Genomic DNA, 17,540 nt, shown 5'->3' on the forward strand with positions numbered 1-17,540 from the left:
CCGTCAGCGACTTCACACAGATTCACCCCGACGAGCTGAAGTCAGTAAGCGCTCTCTGGTCTGTCTGGCGAACCTACCGCTTGCTGGGCCCACTGTGGCGCCGCCTTCGTGCAGTGGCTCAACCAGAGAGCGTGCTGGGCACCCCTCAATGGTGGAGAGCTGCAGATGAGGCTCTTGTCCACAGGGAAACCGACCTGCAGGACTGGCTCCACGGGTTGGCCCCCTACTGCACGCGGACCATCATGACGGACACGATCGAACGGGCCTCTCGAACCGGGATGTCTACGCAGCATGCTTGGGCCCTCGGCGCCGCTACCATGATTCATCACGCTATCGAGTCAGCTCGGAAAGCGCAGCACAGCCACCCCACCACAACGCTGGGCACCGGCATCGAAGCCCTGGCCCCGATCCTCGGGGCCGGCTCGCACGGCATGGCTCGTGTCGCACATCAATACAGCGTCCTCGCCCGCCACTCCACGGCCGCGTGATCAGGAAGAAGCCGACATGAATACCCTCCGGCCCTTTCACGGCCGAACGCGCCGCCGCGTCGCGACTATCACTGGCCAGTCTCAGCAGCTGCTCTCCGGCCTGCTCCGTCCTTCGGCTGGTGAGCAGCAGTGACCACTCCTAGCGGTCTCAACTTCTACATACCAGGGGCTCTCCTCTTCCTGGTGGCATGCGCAAAGCTGCCTGCCCTTCTCCGAAACCCGCGCGACGAACTCCTTCGTTCCGTGTGGGTGTTGCTCGTGGTCTCCACCGCGGTCTTCTGGTGCTGCGCCGTACCGTCCATCGCTGCCTTCAACCGCCTGACAGGCGTCCCCAATGCGGCAGCACCGTTGGTCTACACCCTCCTCACGGTGTTCTCCGGCTCCAACATCAGCCTCATCATCCGATGGAGCAGCGGACCGGAGGATGCCCAGAGGGCTGACCGGTGGTCCAAACGCTGTTACATCGCCACGGCCGTGGTCATCATTGCGATCAATGTGCTCTTCCTCCTCGGCGATGCAAGCGTTGAGAGATTGCGGGACCTGGATACGTACTACGCCTCCACTCCGTTCATCCGCGAAATGATCTTGCTCTATCTCGCCGCGCACACCATCGCAGCCGTCACCATGACGATCCTGTGCTGGCGGTGGGCACGAGAGGTGCATGGAGAGCTCCGGGTCGGACTGTTGCTGATCGTCGGCGGATACCTGCTCAACTTGGCATACGACGCATTGAAGTTCGCGGCCATTGGCGCCCACTGGACGGGTCGGAACTGGGACGTTCTAAGCGTTACGTACGCCGCTTCGCTCGCCTCGTTCTCGGCGCTTCTCATTGGGGCCGGCTTCATCCTGCCGCTGTTGTCCCAGCGTTTCATGCACTTCTGGACCCCGTGGCGCCGCTACTACCAGTTGCGCCCACTGTGGCGTGAGCTGCGCGAAGCATCCCAGCATTCCATGGGCATCGGATCCTCGGTCCGAACGCCCATAGAGATCCGACTGGTTCGGGTCGAGGCCGACATTCACGACGGCATCCTCACCGTGAGTCCGCACATCGACGCACGTATCCGTTCACAGGCTCTGCACGCCGCATCAAAGTCCTCCCGTTCCGACGACGAGGCGGCCGCCACCGCAGACGCAGCAGCGCTTGCGCACGCCGTGTCCGCGTGGAGGCAGCACCAGGCGGCTGCGACCGACCCGGAGGAACGCGTAAACGATCACAATGAAACGCTCGGCTCCGCTCATACCCCCATTGGTCTCGTTCGAATGTCCATTGCGTTGTCGTCCGACGTCGTCCAGCGATTTCGCCACCAGGCCGCCGTCGCAGAGAGCAGTACCCAATGACTCACCCCCTCTCGTCAAGTGCCACTCGTGCCGTCGTGCTCGGCGGTGGTCTGTCCGGCACGCTTGCAGCCGCCGCCCTGGCTTCCCATGTGGACGAGGTATTGATCCTTGACCACGATGTACTGCCCGACGAGCCGAAGGCGCGGCGGAGGCTTCCTCACGGCGACCACGCCCACATGCTGTGGGCAGGTGGGGCCGATGCAATGGATCAGCTGCTTCCGGGCGTAATCCAGGAGTGTCTGGACGCGGGAGCACATCGCATTCCTGTCCCCACGGGGATGGTCAGCTACGCGCCGGCCGGCTGGTTCCGTCGGAGCTGGGAGCCCACGCACTATCTCATTGGCGCCTTGCGTCAGGAGCTCGACCTGGTCGTGCGCAGGCGTGTTCTTGCTCTGCCAACAGTGTCCGTACGTTCCGGGGTCAAGGCCATCGGCCTGGTGGGCAATGCAGCGAAGGTCCGCGGGGTGCGCGTACGTAATGAGGATCAGGAGCCGGAGACGATTTCGGCGGACCTTGTTGTAGATGCGACGGGGAGGGGGTCGAAGTCTCCGATCTGGCTTGAGGAGATAGGCGGTCCTCGCATTCGCGAGATCACGGTCGATGCCGGGGTCCGCTATGCGAGCCGTCTCTACAAAGCGCCAGCAGGAGCCGATAAGGACTGGCCCGTGATCCACATCCAGGCCGACCCGAGAGATGGCACGCCCGGCCGAGTAGCTTCGATCATTTCCGTTGGCGGCGGCCGATGGCACGTGAGCCTGTCCGGAACCCGTGGAGGTGAGCCCACAGCCCAAGAGGATCAGTTCGAGCTCTTCGCACGAAATGCACGCCACCCCCTAGTGGCCGATGTACTCGCTCGGGCGGAGCCCATCAGCAGCGTCGCCGTCTACGGCCGGACTGCCAATCGGCGTCGTTTCTACGATCGGGCACGGCTGCCAGCCGGGTTCGTGGTCCTTGGTGATGCCGCAACCAGCCTCAACCCTGTCTACGGACACGGCATGTCAGCCTCAGCCCTGGGTGCTCTCGCCCTGCGGGCAGTTGCTGATTCGACGTCCGTTCTCTCTCCCAAGTTTGGGCTGAACGCCCAGCGCCGGATCGCCCGCCCGGCGGCAGACGCATGGTTGCTGGCAGTCGGTCAGGATCGCTTCTATCCCGGCTCCATAGGCGCAAAGCCGAGCATCGTCGACCGAATTGCGGCCCGATACATTGGGCGTCTCACGTACACGGCAACTGACAGTGCCGTCGTGGTCAAGAGCCTGACGGACGTGATGACGATGCAGAAGCGCGCTGGGGTGCTCTTCGGGTTGCGCGTTCTGGTGGCAGCCGCCCGGGGCCCGCGCCGGCCTGTTCTCGACGCGCCGCCGCTGACGCCCTTCGAGCTGGAAATCCTGAAGCGGGCGCCTGCCGAACGGCCAGCAGCCAAGCACTGATTCCGTAGTCGGCCCTTTCCTACAAGGGTGGTGTCGTTGACGTGGTGGATCTCGTCGCGGCCGTGGGCTTGCTTCTCCTCCACCAGGAAGCGGGCATGGTCAGTTTGTGAGTGCAGGGCGTCAAGGTGACCACGACGTCGGTCAGGTCGAGTGGGGCGAGCATCGGCCGGAAGACGGCGATCCCGTTGGTCTTGCCGCCCACCTCGTGCTGGGCGGTGACCCGTCCGGTGCCGGTCATCGCGGCGAGCAGGTGGACCTGGGTGCCGTCAGCACGACGGGCGCCGCGCACGGTCTTGCCGTCCACGGCCAGAGAGTGACGGGGTTGCCCGGCTCGGTCCTGCCACGGCCGCGGGTGGCCGGGGCGCGGGTGACCGTGGGCGCGGGTGACCGTGGGCGCGGGGCAGCGAGCCAGGTGCCGATCGCCGTCTCCAGGCGTCGCCGTCCATGCGCTGCAGGAGCCGGCGCACGGTGGCCTCGACTGGAGGGTGGGCCCGGATGGTTCGCGACCCGGGCAGCCGAGAGCGGCGAGTACGGCGGGTGATAAGTCAGCGGCCCACCCGTGACCGCGGCGAGGGATTTCGCACCGGCCAACACCGCGCCCGCGGCAAGCGCAGGGATGAAGGCGAGGGGATGACGCCGCCCCTCCGCCCGTCAGGTATTCGGCACCGCTGCACTCGTGTGTGTGGGCGCGACTCTTCCGCGGCCAGAAGCCGGTGCACCTCGTCCGCAGACAACGTCAGGGCCGGCACGTCGATAAGCCAGCGGCTCAAGGGGAAGTCGCGTTCCTGGCGGATGTCGAGGAGGCGGACGTGTTTAGCCGTGCTGTCGCGGCTCGACGGTTGAATCAGCCGTTCAAGGCGTTGGACAGCAATCCTGCGACAACCAGGAAGACGACGGCCGCTGCGAGACCGACCCCTAGCATGGCTGCCACCTTGCCGGCAGTCGGCAGCTGCGTTTTGGCAATCTTCACGTTGGCGACCATGCCCAGAGCGCCCAGCCCGCCGCCGATCGCACCGCCTATGAAGAGCAGCCCCAGCGGGAGCAAGGAGAGGACCACCTGCCACGGGGCGAGTCCGTCAAAGAGCTTCTTCTTGTTCTTGGTGAGCGGCGTAAGGGGGTCGGCCTGCGGCGACTTTGACATGGCTGGTCCTTCCGATGCGCCAAACGTGCGCGGTCGATTCAAAGTGGGCGGGCGCGAGATGGTGCGCCCGAGCAGAGGGTGCCCGTATGGCGTATCGCACGGGTGCTCGTGATCCTATCGACCTGATGCCGTGGGGGTATGCGTCGCGCCGGCATCCATTCGGGCACGATCTGCGCACCCCCGGCCGATCTGGTGCTTGAACCGCCATCAATCCGGACGCAACCGTTGAACGACGTCGCTCGGGCATTGCCCGCTCCAGCTTCTACTACTGGTACGTGACGACTGCGGGCCGCGGCTGCCCGCCAGGCCCCCAGGCCGCCGACGCCCGGCTCGCCACCCGGATACGGGCCGTACACCAGGAACCGGACGGACGGTACCTACGGGGCCCGCTACCACTACCACGCCGCGCTCGCCCCGGTGCATCTGGAGGCCACCGAGCGCCACGTCATCCGTTCCCGCCGGTGCAGGCGCGCGCCGTGGATCGAGGACATCGAACTCAGCCACGACGCGCACCGCTTCGAGCTGTCCTGCCGGTGGCAGGAAGCAAGGTGGACAAGGCCGTCACGGTGGTGGAAGCCTCGATGCTCGTGCGGGAGTTCGTCGGCCAGGCGCTCGCAACTGCGCAGCCGAACGCCGTGGTGCCGGCCCCACGCACAGCATCAGATACGCCCTCCCCTGCGTGACCGCGGGAAACCGAGCGAGCCCAGGCTGAGGTCGACGGCCCCGTCCGTCGTCGGGCGGATCAGCGGCGCCACGTTCACGTCAATGGCCGACGCTGAACATCCTGGGCAAGCGGCGAGCCAGGCCCTACGCCCGGGCTCCCTCGTCTGCCTCGTAGCACGCTTCGATGAGGGCACGCAGCGCGGTCCGGGGCGGACCGCTCCGCACCGCAAGGTAGGTCTGCATGACAGGCGCCGGGTCGCTCAGGGGGCGGAACACCACGCCGGAAACGTGGAGCTGATCGGCATGCGCGGCGTAGAAGACCGTCCAGGACGGTTTGCCGTAGCCGATGGCGGCGAGGGTGTCCTGGTCGTTGGTGAAGTCCGGACCCAGGAGGGGTGTGTAGCCGGCGGCCCGGCAGGAGCGCATCACCAGGTCGTGAAGTGCTGGGTTACGAGAGCGGGGGCAGAGCCGTAGCGGTAGTTCCGCGAGCCTGGCCAGTGCTACGGTCTCGCGCGCGGCAAGCTCGTGGCCCGCGGGTAGCGCCGCCATCAGCGCGTCCCGCCACAGCGGCAGGAACTCCAGCCCAGGGTAGGTCCGTTCACCGTGCAGCAGGGCCGCATCCAGGTCACCGGCCCGCACTTGCGCCAGACGTTCCTCGGTACTGCCGGTGACGAGTTCCAACTGGTCCTGTGCAGTACGTCGGGTGAACGCGGTGAGGACGGCGTCCAGCCAGGCACCCAGCCCGGAGCTGGTGCCGAGGCGCACCGTCGCAGCCTGCTCGGCGCGCAGTTCGTCGATGGCTTCCCGGGCGCGTACCTGGAGGGCGAGCATCTCCCTTGCGTACGGGAGGAGCCGGTTGCCGGCCTCGGTGAGTCGGACAACGCGGGTGGAGCGGGCGAACAGCTCGGTACCCAGCTCGCGTTCAAGCCGGCGGAGCTGCTGGCTGACCGCGGACTGCACGATGTGCAACCTCTCGGCGGCACGTCCGAAGTGCAGTTCTTCCGCCACGGTGAGGAAGTAGTGCAGCTGACGCAGCTCCATGGGCCTCCGGTCTCTCTGTCCACCGTGACCAGCATTGATCACTGTTCGCGATCAGTGTAGGCGCGGATCGCTCATTGGCCGGCGACGGTGATCGCGGTTCGCTGGGGGGCATCACGAACCGCTCGGCCCGCAAGGACCCACGAGGCAGAGGAGAAACATGCCCGGCTTGGACATCAACGACACCACGCTCCACTACGAGGACGAGGGGGCCGGTCCGGCGCTGCTGTTCCTGCACGGCTGGGGCACCAGCGGCCGGACCTGGGGCGCCCAGCTGCCCCATTTCACCCGGGACCACCGGGTCGTCACGGTCGACTGGCGGGGCTGCGGGCGGTCGGCTCGCCCTGTCCGGGGCAACACCACCGCCGGGGTGGTCAGCGACCTGGTGGCGCTGATCGGCGCGCTGCGGCTGGACCGGCCGGTGGTCATTGGCTCGTCGATCGGCGGATCCTTCGCCACTGAACTGGCTTGTCAGCGACCCGAGTTGATTGCAGGCGTGGTCCCGGTGGGTGCGCCGGGGTACTGGCCGTCGGCGAAGGCTCAGGCAGAGCTCGTGGCCGCTCTGCGCCGCGACCGGGCCGGTACGGTCGCCGGCTGGGTGCCGGGGTGGTACGCGCCGGGCACCGCGCCCGCGCTCATCGACTGGACGGTCCGCCAGATCCTGGACTCCGGCGTCTACGTCGACGAGCACCAGGCCACCGCCAGCGGCTACGACCCCCGCCCGACACTGCCGGGGCTGCAGGTGCCGATCCACTACATCCACGGCGAGCTGGACACCGCGATCCCCCTTGAGGTGGCCCGGACCTGCGCCGCCCTCACCCCCGGAGCCGAGGTGAGCGTGATCGCCGCCGCCGCTCACATGCCACACCAGGAGCTTCCCGACCGGTTCAACACCGCGCTGCGCGCCGCGCTCGCCCGGATGGCCCAGGCCGGCCGCGCCACCGCATGACCCGCCCCGACGAGCCCATCGAGACCGTCCCGGTCAGGACACGTGACTGCGACCGGATGCGGCACCACGGCGCCACCGGCGGCGCCCTCGGCGACATACTCGCTACGCCGCCGATGGTTGGGATTGAGGGGTCAGGCTGCTCGACCAGAAGTCATCCATCCGGAAGAGTTGCACGTGCTGGCCAACTGCAGTCCTCACTTCCTCGAGGGAGCCGGCGCGGCGGCCGACCGCCGTCCTGGAAGTAGACCTCGTTGAGGGCCTCGGCGGCGAGCTGGCGCAGGGTGTCGTCGCTGGCTTCCTGCTGCTGGGCGTCGACCCGCTGCGCTGCAACGGTCCGGACCGATGTTGAGCGGAACGGTGGCAGTCATGGAGGTGGCCGGCGGGCCGCCGGCGGGCCGTCGCTGCTCACCGTACCGTCGCTCGGGGCTGCCGCAGATGGGGCCGCCATGCCTCACGGTGCGGCAGCTCGTGCTGGGGACGTTCACCAGCGACTCACCGGGGGAACGTGCACGGCGCACCACCCTGTACGCCGCTCTCGTCGGAGCACCGTGGACGCCCTTTCACTTGCCAGTGCGGTCGTCAGCACTGGACTCGACCACAGGTACCCGGTGCTCGCCATCTTGGGAGCTGCGGTACCCATCGTGCTCACATGGGTCGGCTTCGGCTTCCTGTACGGCTACTTCTTCCCCCTGCTGCGCGGGAGAACGGGGCTGGAGAAGGGGCTGCGGATGTACGGCGTGATGGTTGTCCCGGCGGCCGTCCAGGTACTCGCCTCACGCGGGGCGGCCCACTGGTTCTCGTGGGACAGGGCCGTCGGTCTACGACGCCCTGCAGGTGCTCTCCTTCGCCACGCCACTCGGACCGCTGGCGGACGCTGCCGTGCTTTCCCGTCCACCGCATGCGCCCGGGTCGCCTCACCGACATCCACAATCTCGGCTCCGTCACAGCCTGGTGGTCACCCGCTGCCGTCGCCATCGCGTCGGGGGTGGTGATGGTGGTGATCGCCGGTGCGCAGCCCTTTCTCCGCGGCGTCCTCCCGAAGCCCCAGACCGCGCGGCGGCCCACAGCCGAGCCGAACAGCATCCCCGGCCCATGGGCAAACCCCTGACAGTCCTCCCCTAAATGATCAGGATCGTCTCCGTTCCCGGCCGGCGCCAGCGGGGGGCAATGCTGGGGGGAAATGGTGGGGGCGGCCAGGATCGCGGCCTACCTTTGGTCGCGACGGCCAACTCACTCCCCGAAAGGACACCCGATGGGTTTACCAGAGGGCATCAAGGTTCCTGACGCCCTGCTCGCGTCGTACACGAGGAACGGCATTGAAGAGGAACGGGCCTGGATCGCTCGGCTGCCCGTACTGGTGGTGGAGCTGCTCGACCGATGGGGGCTGGAGCGCGACGGCGGCATCGCTTCCGGCGAGGCCTCGCTGGTGGTGCCGGTGCGCCGCACCGACGGCACGCCCGCCGCGCTCAAACTCCAGATGCCCCGCGAGGAGACGACGGCCGCACTGATCGGGCTGCGGGCGTGGAACGGCGACGGCATCGTACGGCTACTCGACCACGACCCGGAGAGCGGCGCGATGCTGCTGGAGCGCCTGGACCCCTCACGTACCTTGGCTTCCGTCGAGGACGACGACCTGGCCATGGCCACCTTGGGCGCAATCATGGGCCGGTTGCACTCCGTCCCTGCGCCCGAGGGCCTGCGCTGCCTCGGCGACGTCGCGAGCGACATGCTGGCGGCCGTGCCGGCAGCTGCCGCCGCACTGACGGACCCCGTCGACCGGCGTCGGCTGCGCAACTGGGCCTCGGCCGTCACCGAGCTGGTCGGCGAGCCCGGCGACCGGATGCTGCACTGGGACCTGCACTTCGGCAACGTACTCGCCGCCGAGCGCGAGCCGTGGCTGGCCATCGACCCCGAACCCCTCGTCGGCGACCCGGGCTTCGACCTGTGGCCGGCGCTGGACACCGGTTGGAAGAAGCTCCACGCCGCGGGTAACGCCCCCCGGGTGCTGCGACGCCGCTTCGACCTGTTGACCGAGGCACTCGGGCTGGACCGGCTGCGCGCGGCCGGCTGGACCCTGGCCCGGCTACTGCAGAACACACTGTGGGACATCGAGGACGGACGGACCACCATCGGCGTCTCCCAGACCATCGTGGCCGAGGCGCTACCCCGCCACTGAACACTTCGCCGACGAACGCGGCACATGCCCAGCCTCACCAGACCTCTCCAGATCCCCTGAACGATCCATAAGGAGAGCCGCGTTGACCTCGGCGGATAGAGTCGATCACGTTCCTGTGATCGCTGACGCCCTCGTTCTGGGCACCGAGGAGCCGTCGATGCGCCAACCCGACTCCGCCCACGCGGCGCGTCTCGTTGCCTACGGGACCGTGGCCACCGGTCTCTCCCTGCTGAGCGACAGGCGGCTCGGCGATGTCGTGGCGTCCGCTTCCGTGCTCGGGGCCGGCATCGGCGGCAGGTCCGCCGAACTGGACATCGACGGGACACGGGTCTTCGTCAAGAAGGTGCCGCTGACGGACGTAGAGGCCCGGCCAGAGAACGTCCGGTCCACGGCGAACCTCTTCGGGCTGCCCCTGTTCTACCAGTACGGAGTGGGCTCGGCCGGGTTCGGCGCTTGGCGGGAACTGGCCGTGCACGCCATGACCACCAACTGGGTCCTGGGGAGGGAGCACGAGAGCTTTCCCCTGATGTACCACTGGCGTGTCCTGCCCGATTCCCCTCCCGAGGGCTTCATGGACGAGTTCGGGGGTATCGACGGAGCAGTCGCCCATTGGGAAGGCTCTCAGGCCGTACGCGAGCGACTGGAGGCCATCGGCCGGTCCTCCCGCAGCCTGGTGCTCTTCCTTGAGCATGTGCCCCAGACACTCGGGTCGTGGTTGTACGAGCACCGGGAGAGCACGGCGCCGGCCGGCGCCGGTTCCCCCTACTTGTGGGTGGAGGACGCCTTGGCGCGGGGAGCGGCGTTCATGAGCTCTCGCGGACTCGTGCACTTCGACGCCCATTTCAACAACGTCCTGACCGACGGCCGGCTGGTCTACTTCGCGGACTTCGGACTGGCCATGAGCTCAGGCTTCGAGCTCTCAGCGGCCGAGGCGCAGTTCCTGTCGGACCATCTTGCGTACGACCTCCACTACACCGCGAGCCATCTGCTGCACCACCACCTCGTCGACCGCCTTCGGGGCGAAAAGGGGACAGACGTGTTCCTGCAGGAGTGGATTGCGGGCCGAAAGCCCGACGGTGTTCCGCCGGACGTCGCGGCGATCATCGAACGGCATGCCCGGACCGCCGTCGTCCTCGGCGACTTCCACCGCCAGTTGCTGACGGAGAGCAAGCAGACTCGCTTTCCGTCCGTGGCCCTCAACCGCGTCGCAGCCGCTGAGGCTCCACACCGTTGAGGAACGCGGCTGCCTACCTCTCCTCGTTCTCCGGGCCGAGCTTGGTGAAGCCGACATCGAAGTGCGGCTCGTACGCCTCCGGCGACAGGTCGAGCTCGTGAGTGCAGTACCCGCCGAACCGCGTGATCTTCTCGGCCCCGTGTGGTCCATCGCACTCGACATCGACTCGGAAGACCCAGTGGACTCGATCACGCTCCACATCCGCGGCTCCGGCGACGACGCGCTGACGCCCGTCCTCCGGCTTGCCGAAGCCCCGCGGTGCAAGGCACTCGACTGCGGCGAAGGAAGCCTGATCAGTCCGGGGCAGATGTCGGGCTGGCAGGCCTTCCAGGAGTTCCGCGATCGAGTCGTCGGTACCTCGCCGTCAGTGGCCGTGCGAGGTCCTGGGAGTCCTCAGGGGGTGTCTAGGAGTGGCGGCGCTGAACTGCTGCCTTCGTCAGGGAAGGACCGTTCCGTCCGGTCCGATCCGCAGCGGTCCACCGGGCCGGCCGCGTTCCCCGTTTCGGAAGGCGTCCGCCAGCTCCTCGGGCGACATGAATCCGGGGGCGCCGGCTGGGGCCTGCTGGTGTTCGACGACCGGCGGCGGTGACCCGGCGGTGCCGGTCAGCGAGACGATGCCGGCCACGGCCAGCCCGACAGCCGCCGCCAGCGCTCGTGCGGGTTTCGTGAGGGCCATCAACGTCTCCGGGTTCAGGCGGGGATGCGTGGGGGCCGCCGGCACAGCACCCCCGACACGGCCCGGTCAGCGTACGGCCTTGTAGACCGCCACAGAACAGCCGGTTGTCCAGCCATCTTCCGCTGCTGTCGGTGTACCGGTGGCTGTTCACGCCGACTATCTGCGCGCTTCCGGTGAAGTTTTGATCATTGGGCCGCCCGAAGCCCCGCCACCCATGTCACAGCTCACGCATCAACGGTGGCACCGGTGCAGTAGCCGCATCATGTCGTCCGCGAAGTCCGAGTCGGGCCGGTTGTAGCGGTTGGCCGGGTAGCCAAGAGAGAAGACGGAATCGTTCTCCGGGGAGTTGCTCCGGAACTCGTAGCCGTAGTCGCCCACGACGTCCTGGATCCTGGCGCCGTTGGCGGCCGGCTTCAGGGTGATCGCCGGCATGTCGGAGTAGCGGAAGTCGGTGTCCTTGATCCATGCCGTGGGGACGTAGGAAGCCGCCTTCTCCTAGATGCCGTACGGGGTGTTCGCGCCGTCGAAGCTGGGCACCAGGACCGCGTTCTTGTGGTAGCCGTTGCCCGTTTTGCCTGTGTGGAGGCAGTGTGCCGCAGTCCAGATCGGGACGGGGTCCGGAACTCGGTCGCCTCGCCCGTCCTGGACTTGGAGTGTTCCACCGGGACGGTGTCAACGGTCTCTGAAAATTGACCCCGTGTGGATCTCCGAAAATTGACCCCATTGTGGTCGGCGACTCGGGTCTGCTGACCTTGCTCTGGACGAGCCGGGCTGTCGGCCATGGATGCGAGACTCGTCGCCATGACGTTGTGCGATTACTTCTCTGCTGCTGACGACCAAGCAGCGTTGGCGGTGGCCGAGCAGGCCGGAGGACCGGCCGAGGCCGCGCTCGACGTGGTCTTCCTCAAGAACATCGATCCGGTCGTCGCCATCGCCCAGCTCGAAGCCATCCTCACGGACGGCACCTACGAGGAAGCCAGCCGACGCCCGCGGGCCGGGCAGCTGCTGTCCTCTCCGGAGGACGAAGGCCGCCTCATCATCAGCGTGTCAGACACCCTGGCCGAGGCCCTCGCCGAGGCGACACGAGCCGATCTGGAACGCGTCGCCGAGCCGTGGTCGATGACCGCCGAACTGCAGCAGAGCAAGGTCGACACCTCCAACGCGCTCGATGTCCTTGAGGCCCTGGCGGGGCTCGCCCAGCGTGCCCGGTCATCCGACATGCACCTGTATTGCTGGTGGTCGCTCTGAACCGGACCGGCTGTCCGCGGCGGCTCAGTCGCGGCCGGCGCGGTTCTCCTTCGCAAGAAGTTCGCGCCGCTGGCGGGTGCGGTAGGAGTCACCGGTGAGCGTGAGGACCTCGGCGTGGTGGACCAGACGGTCGATCATCGCGGCGGCCACCACGTCGTCGGAGAAGGTCTCTCCCCACCGCCCGAAAGGCAGGTTCGAGGTGACCATCACCGAGCCCTGTTCGTAGCGGGACGCGATGAGCTGGAAGAACAGGTTCGCGGCATCCTGGTCGAAGGGGATGTAGCCCACCTCGTCAATAATGATCAACTTGTAGCGGCGGATCTTCTTCAACTCGGCGTCTAGACGCCCGGCCTGGTGAGCCGCCTGGAGCCGGGCGATCCAGTTGCTGGCGGTGTCGAACAGCACCGAATAGCCGGCATGGGCGGCCTTCACCCCGAGCCCGATCGCCAGGTGGGTCTTGCCGATCCCGGGCGGGCCGAGCAGGATCACGTTCTCCGCCTTCGCGACGAACGTGCCGGTCGCCAGGTGCGCGAGGACGTCGCGCCGCAGCGACGGCAGGTGGTCGAGGTTGAAGTCCTCCAGCGTCTTGACCTGCGGGAAGTGGGCGGTGCGGATCCGCATCACGGTGCCCTTGGACTCCCGGTCGGCGACCTGCCGCTGCAGCAGAGCTGCCAGGTACTCCTCGTGGGACCAGTTCTCGTCCCGTGCCTGCTCGGCGAGCTCCTCCCAGAACGCTCCGATCGTCGGGGTCTTCAGGACCCGGGTCAGGTAGGCGAGCATGGACGGAAGCCCGTCCTTCGCCGCCGTGCCAGTACCGGCCTTCGCCTTGGTGGCAGTGGTCATTCGTTGCTCGCTCTCGTGCTCGCAGGGTCGAAGTCGACGCCGAACAGGGCGTCGTAGTCGGGCAAGGCCCGCAGCGCGACGGCATGTCCGTCGGCGTGGTGCCTGGTCGAGGCCTGGCGCTTCTGCCGGTCCAGAGCCAAAGCCTGGCGCATCCGCTGGGCGGTCGCGGCATGGACGGGGTCGGTGACCACGATCTGCTTCGCCCAGGACCGCTGGTGCTGAGCGACGACCTGGCCGTCGCAGAACACCTTCACCTCCTGCAGGGAGGCAGTGATGTCGACGAACCTGCCGATGGCCTGCGGGTCCACCGAGTAGTCGACGGTGTCGACGCGGACGTAGTAGTCCCGGCCGAGCCGGACCCGCTGGTTGAGTCCCATCGGCGGGTTGAGGGGCGGCAGCGGGATCATCGACAGGTAGTCGGTCTCCAGCAGGTCGACCGGCCGGCCCTGGATCGAGCGGACGGTGCGGGCGTTGGCCCGGTCCAGCCACTCGGCCAACTGCAGGTTGAAGTCCGCCGGGGAGGCGAACGTCCGACCCGGCAGGAACGATGTCTCCAGGTACTGGTTGTTCCGCTCGACCATGCCCTTGTATTCGGGGTCGCGGGGCGGTGCGAGCTTGATCCTGGTGGCCAGGGTCCCGGCGAACGCCGCCGTTGGCGCGGTCACCCGCCCGGTTCCGCCGATTGCTGCCTCGCGGTCCCAGACCAGCGTCTTGGTGACCCGGCCGATGCCGCTGATCAGGTCCCACATTCCCGACAGGATGTCGCCGCCCTGCCGTGAGGGAATCATCACCGCGGTCATGAACCGGGAGAAGCCGAGCGTCATCACCAGCACCTGCAGCACCCGCTCCTGCCCTGGTGCGACCGGCACCTTCGGTTCCGGGAACCACAGGTCGCACTGGGCGATCTCGCCTGGCTCGTAGGTGACCCGGTCGACCGGGTCGATGCCCACGTACTCGGGCCGGATCTGCGCCAGCTTCCGCTTCAGCGGCGACAGCGAATGCGGCCAGCCGATCCGCTCGGCGACCACCGGCGCCGGCATCGTGGGCCACTCGTTCAGCAGAAACCGGATCTGCGGCTCGAAGGCATCCGCCACCGACCCGCGTGGCGCCCGCTCGTACTTCGGCGGCCGGTCCGAGTTCAACGCGGCCCTCACCGTGTTCCGGGCCACCCCCAGCCGCCGCGAGATCTCCTTGATGGGCACGCCCTCCGCTCGATGCAGCCGACGTATCTCTGCCCAGTCCTCCACTTTCAGCACCCTCCAAGACTCAGGAGGGGTCAATATTCGGAGACCGCCTGGGGGTCAGTTTTCAAGAAGCGGCGACAGACGGCCGGGAGGGCCCTGGTGGAGGGTGCCGGAACGGAGGCTTGCGCCGCACCGCAGGCCACGAACGCCGCGAGTGTCGCCAAGGAGAACGTGACTGCCGCAGCCACCTTGATCCGAACGGAAACTCGCATACCGGCAGGGGATCACTCCTGTCCGCCTGCTCACCCCCTCGCCCTCTGCGCGGCATGTCTGATTCCGCCCGGCTTCTTGTCGCACAGGGCGCTGGGGTTGGACGCGGCCGACACCGCTGCCGACCGCATCGGACGGTTTCACATGCGGGACTCCCGTCAGGCCGCCCGCGCCGAAGCAGCACCGCACGGCCACAGTCGCTCGACGTCGCGGGCGGCTCACCCGGCCAGAACGGTGGGACCGTCCCTGCGATCGGTGCCCCGCGGGCGGGTGGGTCCCGCACCGGCGACAGCAGGTGCAGCGCCTTCAGGGCTGCCACAACTCGTCCGGATTCCCGACGGATACTCAGCCGGCGTCCCAAGGACGCAGCTCAGTCGTCCTCGTCGTCCTCGTCGTCTACCGGTTCGGGTTCGCGGACGTACCAGAGGTCGAGGGTGTACTGCTCAGGTTGCGGATTGTCGTCCCACAACTGCCGGATCCGTGCAGCGCTCCAGTCACCTTCGATCTGGCGGAGCGTGTGCTCGTAGTATTCGGCGGCGGCGACCCGGCCGGCCCATGAAACGTTTCCCTCATAGACACCCGGCCTCGGAAGCGACATCTCCGCCGCAGGCCCGAACGTGAACTGACCGATCACCAGGAGCCCGGTCTCCGACTCGAGGCTGACGGCCATAGAACCCTCTACCTCGGCAGGTGGAGGCTGCGGTCCGTCCCACACCCGAACTATGACTTCCACCTTCAGGTCGGACTGCAGGCTGCGCATGTAGAGGTGGTAGCCGTTGCCGCCGACGACGTTGCGTTGCGCGGCGGCGATGGCCGTCTCGTCGGTGAGGCAGGCGTCCGAGTCGTAGACCTCGACCAGGCGATAGGACGGACGGGCGAGGGTCGTGCTTTGGGTGAGTAGCGTCATGATTCAGTGCCTGCCATTCAAGGGGTGATCCTGACATGGAACGCATCGTTTCGACTCGGCGGGATGCATCGCAGGAGAATCCCGGAATCCAGACGCCGAACCAGAGCTCATCTCTGATCCGTTGCCTTTCACCCTTCCGCTTCAGGTAGGCGGAACGGAGGGCGCATCTGTCGAAGCGATTCGTGATCCAGTCCTTCGGAGTGTTCGCGTCTACGCCGCTGGCGCACTCGGTACGCAAGTCACCTTCATTCAGGGCGACATCGGCATTCCGTAAAAATTTACGCACTCGCTTCACGGAGTCGGCAACCAGTTCGATAGATGCTCTGACCGAAACCGCCCGCCCATCGCGAGGACGGCCCTCGAAGTCGAGTTCACCGGCATCGACTACATCGGCGCCTCCTCCTGAAGAGCACGATCACAACAGCCCGGCTCGGAGAACCCGGTGGGGGCGGCCCTACAGGGCCGCCCCCACACACGTCCCGTCGGCCCGACGGTCAGGTGCCTCGCTCCGTACGCCCGAGGCCCCGCTGCCTCACCGTGCCGTTCTCACGGGAGCGGACGTGCGGCGCGTACGGCGTGTACGGCCGCCTTGTACTCCACGGGAAGCGCCACAAGGCCGCGGGCCCGCAGAGAGGTTCGCCACTGGGGTTCGGTCTCGGTCAGGGCCAGGCTGCTGAAGCGCTCGAGGAGTGCGGCGAGTGCGATCTCGGTCTCGGCGCGGGCCAGTGGGGCGCCCAGGCAGTAGTGGATGCCGTGGCCCAGTGCAAGGTGTCCGGAGGTGTCACGGTCGACGTCGAGCTGCTCGGGGTGGGGGAAGCGGGCGGGATCGCGGTTGGCCGCGGACAGCGACAACAGGACGGTTTCTCCTGCAGGAATGGTTACTTCGCCGATGGTCACGTCCTGAATGGGGAAGCGGCGGATCGCCAGCAGCGCGGGGCCTTCGTACCGTGCCAGTTCCTCGACTGCATCAGGGAGCTTCGACGGGTCCAGGCGAAGGCGTGCCAGGAGCTCGGGATGGGTCAGGAGGGCATGGACGGCGTTGCCGATGAGCTGGACGGTGTTCTCGTAGCCGGCGCCGAGGATCAGGAAGGCGAGCGAGGTCAGTTCGTCTTCGCTGAGGCGGTCGCCGTCGGTGTCGCGGACCGTGATCAGGTCGGAGAGCAGGTCGTTGGCGGGGTGCTGGCGCTTGTGCGCGATGAGCTCGGTGAAGAAGGCGAGCATGGCGCCGATCGCCTGCTTGGCCGCCTGGGGGCGGCTGGGGTCCGGCGCGATCAGCTCGTTGGTCCAGCCGCGGAAGTCCGTGCGATGACCGTCCGGGACTCCGAGGAGGTCGCAGATGACGGTGATCGGCAGGGGCGCCGCGTATGCCGCGATCAGGTCGGTCCTACCGTGCGTGCCGAGGGCGTCAAGCAAGTCGTCCGCGGTGCGTCGGATCGGGGTCCGGAGCTCTTCCACGCGGCGAGGCGTGAACGCGCGGCCTACGAGCTTGCGCAGGCGGGTGTGGTCGGGGGGATCCATGTTCAAGAGGTTGGCGTCCAGGGCCGGCGGTAGCGACAGGCCGCGGTACGCGCCCTCCGCTGCATTGGTCTTGTCCAGGGACAGCCGTGGATCCGCGAGGGCTGAGCGGACGTCGTCGTACCGCGTGACGAGCCATGCGGGCTCGCCGCTGGGCCCGACGATGCGCTGAACTGGCGCAGTGTCGCGTAAGCGCTGGTACGCGGTGTAGGGGTGGGTGACGAGCTCGCCTTGAAGATCCATGAGCACACCCTAATTCGTCGCCACGGCCGGACATCGGGCCCGTCGCAGGAAGGGCGATCCGGCCCGGCCGTGTCCGCGGCCCGCCGTCTGAGCACCGTTCGGCATGCACGGTCCACCACCGCTTCGTACCGATCCCGGTGCGGACCCCAGCTGTGCGGGGTCTGACCCGCCCTGCGATGCCCGCGCGAGCAGTTCGCCGT

17 protein-coding genes and 1 pseudogene are annotated in these 17,540 nt (G+C 67.6%); 7 read left to right on the plus strand and 11 right to left on the minus strand.

Annotation, left to right across the window (positions count from 1 at the left end; all coding sequences use genetic code 11):
- The first annotated feature begins 35 nt into the window (after positions 1–35).
- The 3 genes from OG386_RS46835 (at position 36) to OG386_RS02730 (ending at position 3,253) form a co-directional block, all read left to right on the plus strand.
- Positions 36–488 (plus strand): DUF6545 domain-containing protein, encoded by a 453-nt coding sequence (locus OG386_RS46835; protein WP_443053299.1) that lies wholly within the window; start codon positions 36–38, stop codon positions 486–488.
- Between the two features lie 129 nt (positions 489–617).
- Positions 618–1,826, plus strand: a complete 1,209-nt coding sequence (locus OG386_RS02725) for an MAB_1171c family putative transporter (protein WP_328786560.1) — start codon at positions 618–620, stop codon at positions 1,824–1,826.
- Complete coding sequence (locus OG386_RS02730) at positions 1,823–3,253, plus strand: FAD-dependent monooxygenase (RefSeq protein ID WP_328786561.1); 1,431 nt, start codon at positions 1,823–1,825, stop codon at positions 3,251–3,253. Before OG386_RS02725 ends, OG386_RS02730 begins: the two co-directional genes overlap by 4 nt.
- A gap of 19 nt (positions 3,254–3,272) precedes the next feature.
- Here the strand turns inward: OG386_RS02730 and OG386_RS02735 are convergent, their stop codons facing one another.
- From OG386_RS02735 to OG386_RS02745, 3 genes are all read right to left on the minus strand, one after another.
- Positions 3,273–3,557 (minus strand): hypothetical protein, encoded by a 285-nt coding sequence (locus OG386_RS02735; protein WP_328786562.1) that lies wholly within the window; start codon positions 3,555–3,557, stop codon positions 3,273–3,275.
- A 540-nt stretch (positions 3,558–4,097) separates the two neighbouring features.
- Complete coding sequence (locus OG386_RS02740) at positions 4,098–4,394, minus strand: hypothetical protein (protein ID WP_328786563.1); 297 nt, start codon at positions 4,392–4,394, stop codon at positions 4,098–4,100.
- Between the two features lie 807 nt (positions 4,395–5,201).
- On the minus strand, positions 5,202–6,098 hold the full coding sequence (locus OG386_RS02745; protein ID WP_328786564.1) for a LysR family transcriptional regulator: 897 nt from the start codon (positions 6,096–6,098) through the stop codon (positions 5,202–5,204).
- Between the two features lie 157 nt (positions 6,099–6,255).
- Here OG386_RS02745 and OG386_RS02750 point away from each other — a divergent pair, with 157 nt between their 5' ends.
- Positions 6,256–7,044, plus strand: a complete 789-nt coding sequence (locus OG386_RS02750; protein ID WP_328786565.1) for an alpha/beta fold hydrolase — start codon at positions 6,256–6,258, stop codon at positions 7,042–7,044.
- A gap of 102 nt (positions 7,045–7,146) precedes the next feature.
- Here the strand turns inward: OG386_RS02750 and OG386_RS46840 are convergent.
- Positions 7,147–7,372: pseudogene (locus tag OG386_RS46840) on the minus strand (hypothetical protein); the annotation flags it as partial.
- Positions 7,373–8,296: 924 nt separating this feature from the next.
- On the opposite strand from OG386_RS46840, the gene OG386_RS02755 reads away from it, so the two are divergent.
- A complete protein-coding gene (locus OG386_RS02755) occupies positions 8,297–9,220 on the plus strand; it encodes an aminoglycoside phosphotransferase family protein (RefSeq protein WP_328786566.1) in 924 nt (307 codons plus the stop codon).
- 157 nt (positions 9,221–9,377) lie between these two features.
- On the plus strand, positions 9,378–10,454 hold the full coding sequence (locus OG386_RS02760; protein ID WP_328786567.1) for a protein kinase family protein: 1,077 nt from the start codon (positions 9,378–9,380) through the stop codon (positions 10,452–10,454).
- Positions 10,455–10,467: 13 nt separating this feature from the next.
- Here the strand turns inward: OG386_RS02760 and OG386_RS02765 are convergent, their stop codons facing one another.
- The 3 genes from OG386_RS02765 to OG386_RS02775 all read right to left on the minus strand — a co-directional run bounded on the left by OG386_RS02765 (position 10,468) and on the right by OG386_RS02775 (position 11,562).
- Complete coding sequence (locus OG386_RS02765) at positions 10,468–10,653, minus strand: hypothetical protein (RefSeq protein WP_328786568.1); 186 nt, start codon at positions 10,651–10,653, stop codon at positions 10,468–10,470.
- Between the two features lie 237 nt (positions 10,654–10,890).
- Positions 10,891–11,130, minus strand: a complete 240-nt coding sequence (locus OG386_RS02770) for a hypothetical protein (RefSeq protein WP_328786569.1) — start codon at positions 11,128–11,130, stop codon at positions 10,891–10,893.
- A 231-nt stretch (positions 11,131–11,361) separates the two neighbouring features.
- Positions 11,362–11,562 (minus strand): hypothetical protein, encoded by a 201-nt coding sequence (locus OG386_RS02775; RefSeq protein WP_328786570.1) that lies wholly within the window; start codon positions 11,560–11,562, stop codon positions 11,362–11,364.
- 369 nt (positions 11,563–11,931) lie between these two features.
- Here OG386_RS02775 and OG386_RS02780 point away from each other — a divergent pair, with 369 nt between their 5' ends.
- Positions 11,932–12,378 carry a hypothetical protein gene (locus OG386_RS02780; protein ID WP_328786571.1) on the plus strand — a complete coding sequence of 149 codons (447 nt, stop codon included), beginning with the start codon at positions 11,932–11,934 and terminating at the stop codon, positions 12,376–12,378.
- Positions 12,379–12,402: 24 nt separating this feature from the next.
- Here OG386_RS02780 and istB read toward each other — a convergent pair whose 3' ends face one another.
- From istB to OG386_RS02800, 4 genes are all read right to left on the minus strand, one after another.
- Complete coding sequence (gene istB, locus OG386_RS02785; RefSeq protein ID WP_328786572.1) at positions 12,403–13,221, minus strand: IS21-like element helper ATPase IstB; 819 nt, start codon at positions 13,219–13,221, stop codon at positions 12,403–12,405.
- Positions 13,218–14,477 carry an IS21 family transposase gene (istA, locus tag OG386_RS02790; RefSeq protein ID WP_328786574.1) on the minus strand — a complete coding sequence of 420 codons (1,260 nt, stop codon included), beginning with the start codon at positions 14,475–14,477 and terminating at the stop codon, positions 13,218–13,220. The genes istB and istA overlap by 4 nt, the downstream gene beginning before the upstream one ends.
- A 568-nt stretch (positions 14,478–15,045) precedes the next feature.
- Complete coding sequence (locus tag OG386_RS02795) at positions 15,046–15,582, minus strand: hypothetical protein (RefSeq protein ID WP_328786575.1); 537 nt, start codon at positions 15,580–15,582, stop codon at positions 15,046–15,048.
- A 546-nt stretch (positions 15,583–16,128) separates the two neighbouring features.
- Complete coding sequence (locus OG386_RS02800; RefSeq protein ID WP_328786576.1) at positions 16,129–17,340, minus strand: cytochrome P450 family protein; 1,212 nt, start codon at positions 17,338–17,340, stop codon at positions 16,129–16,131.
- Between the last annotated feature and the right edge of the window lie 200 nt (positions 17,341–17,540).

This window comes from Streptomyces sp. NBC_00273, from assembly GCF_036178145.1.
Classification (GTDB): domain Bacteria; phylum Actinomycetota; class Actinomycetes; order Streptomycetales; family Streptomycetaceae; genus Streptomyces.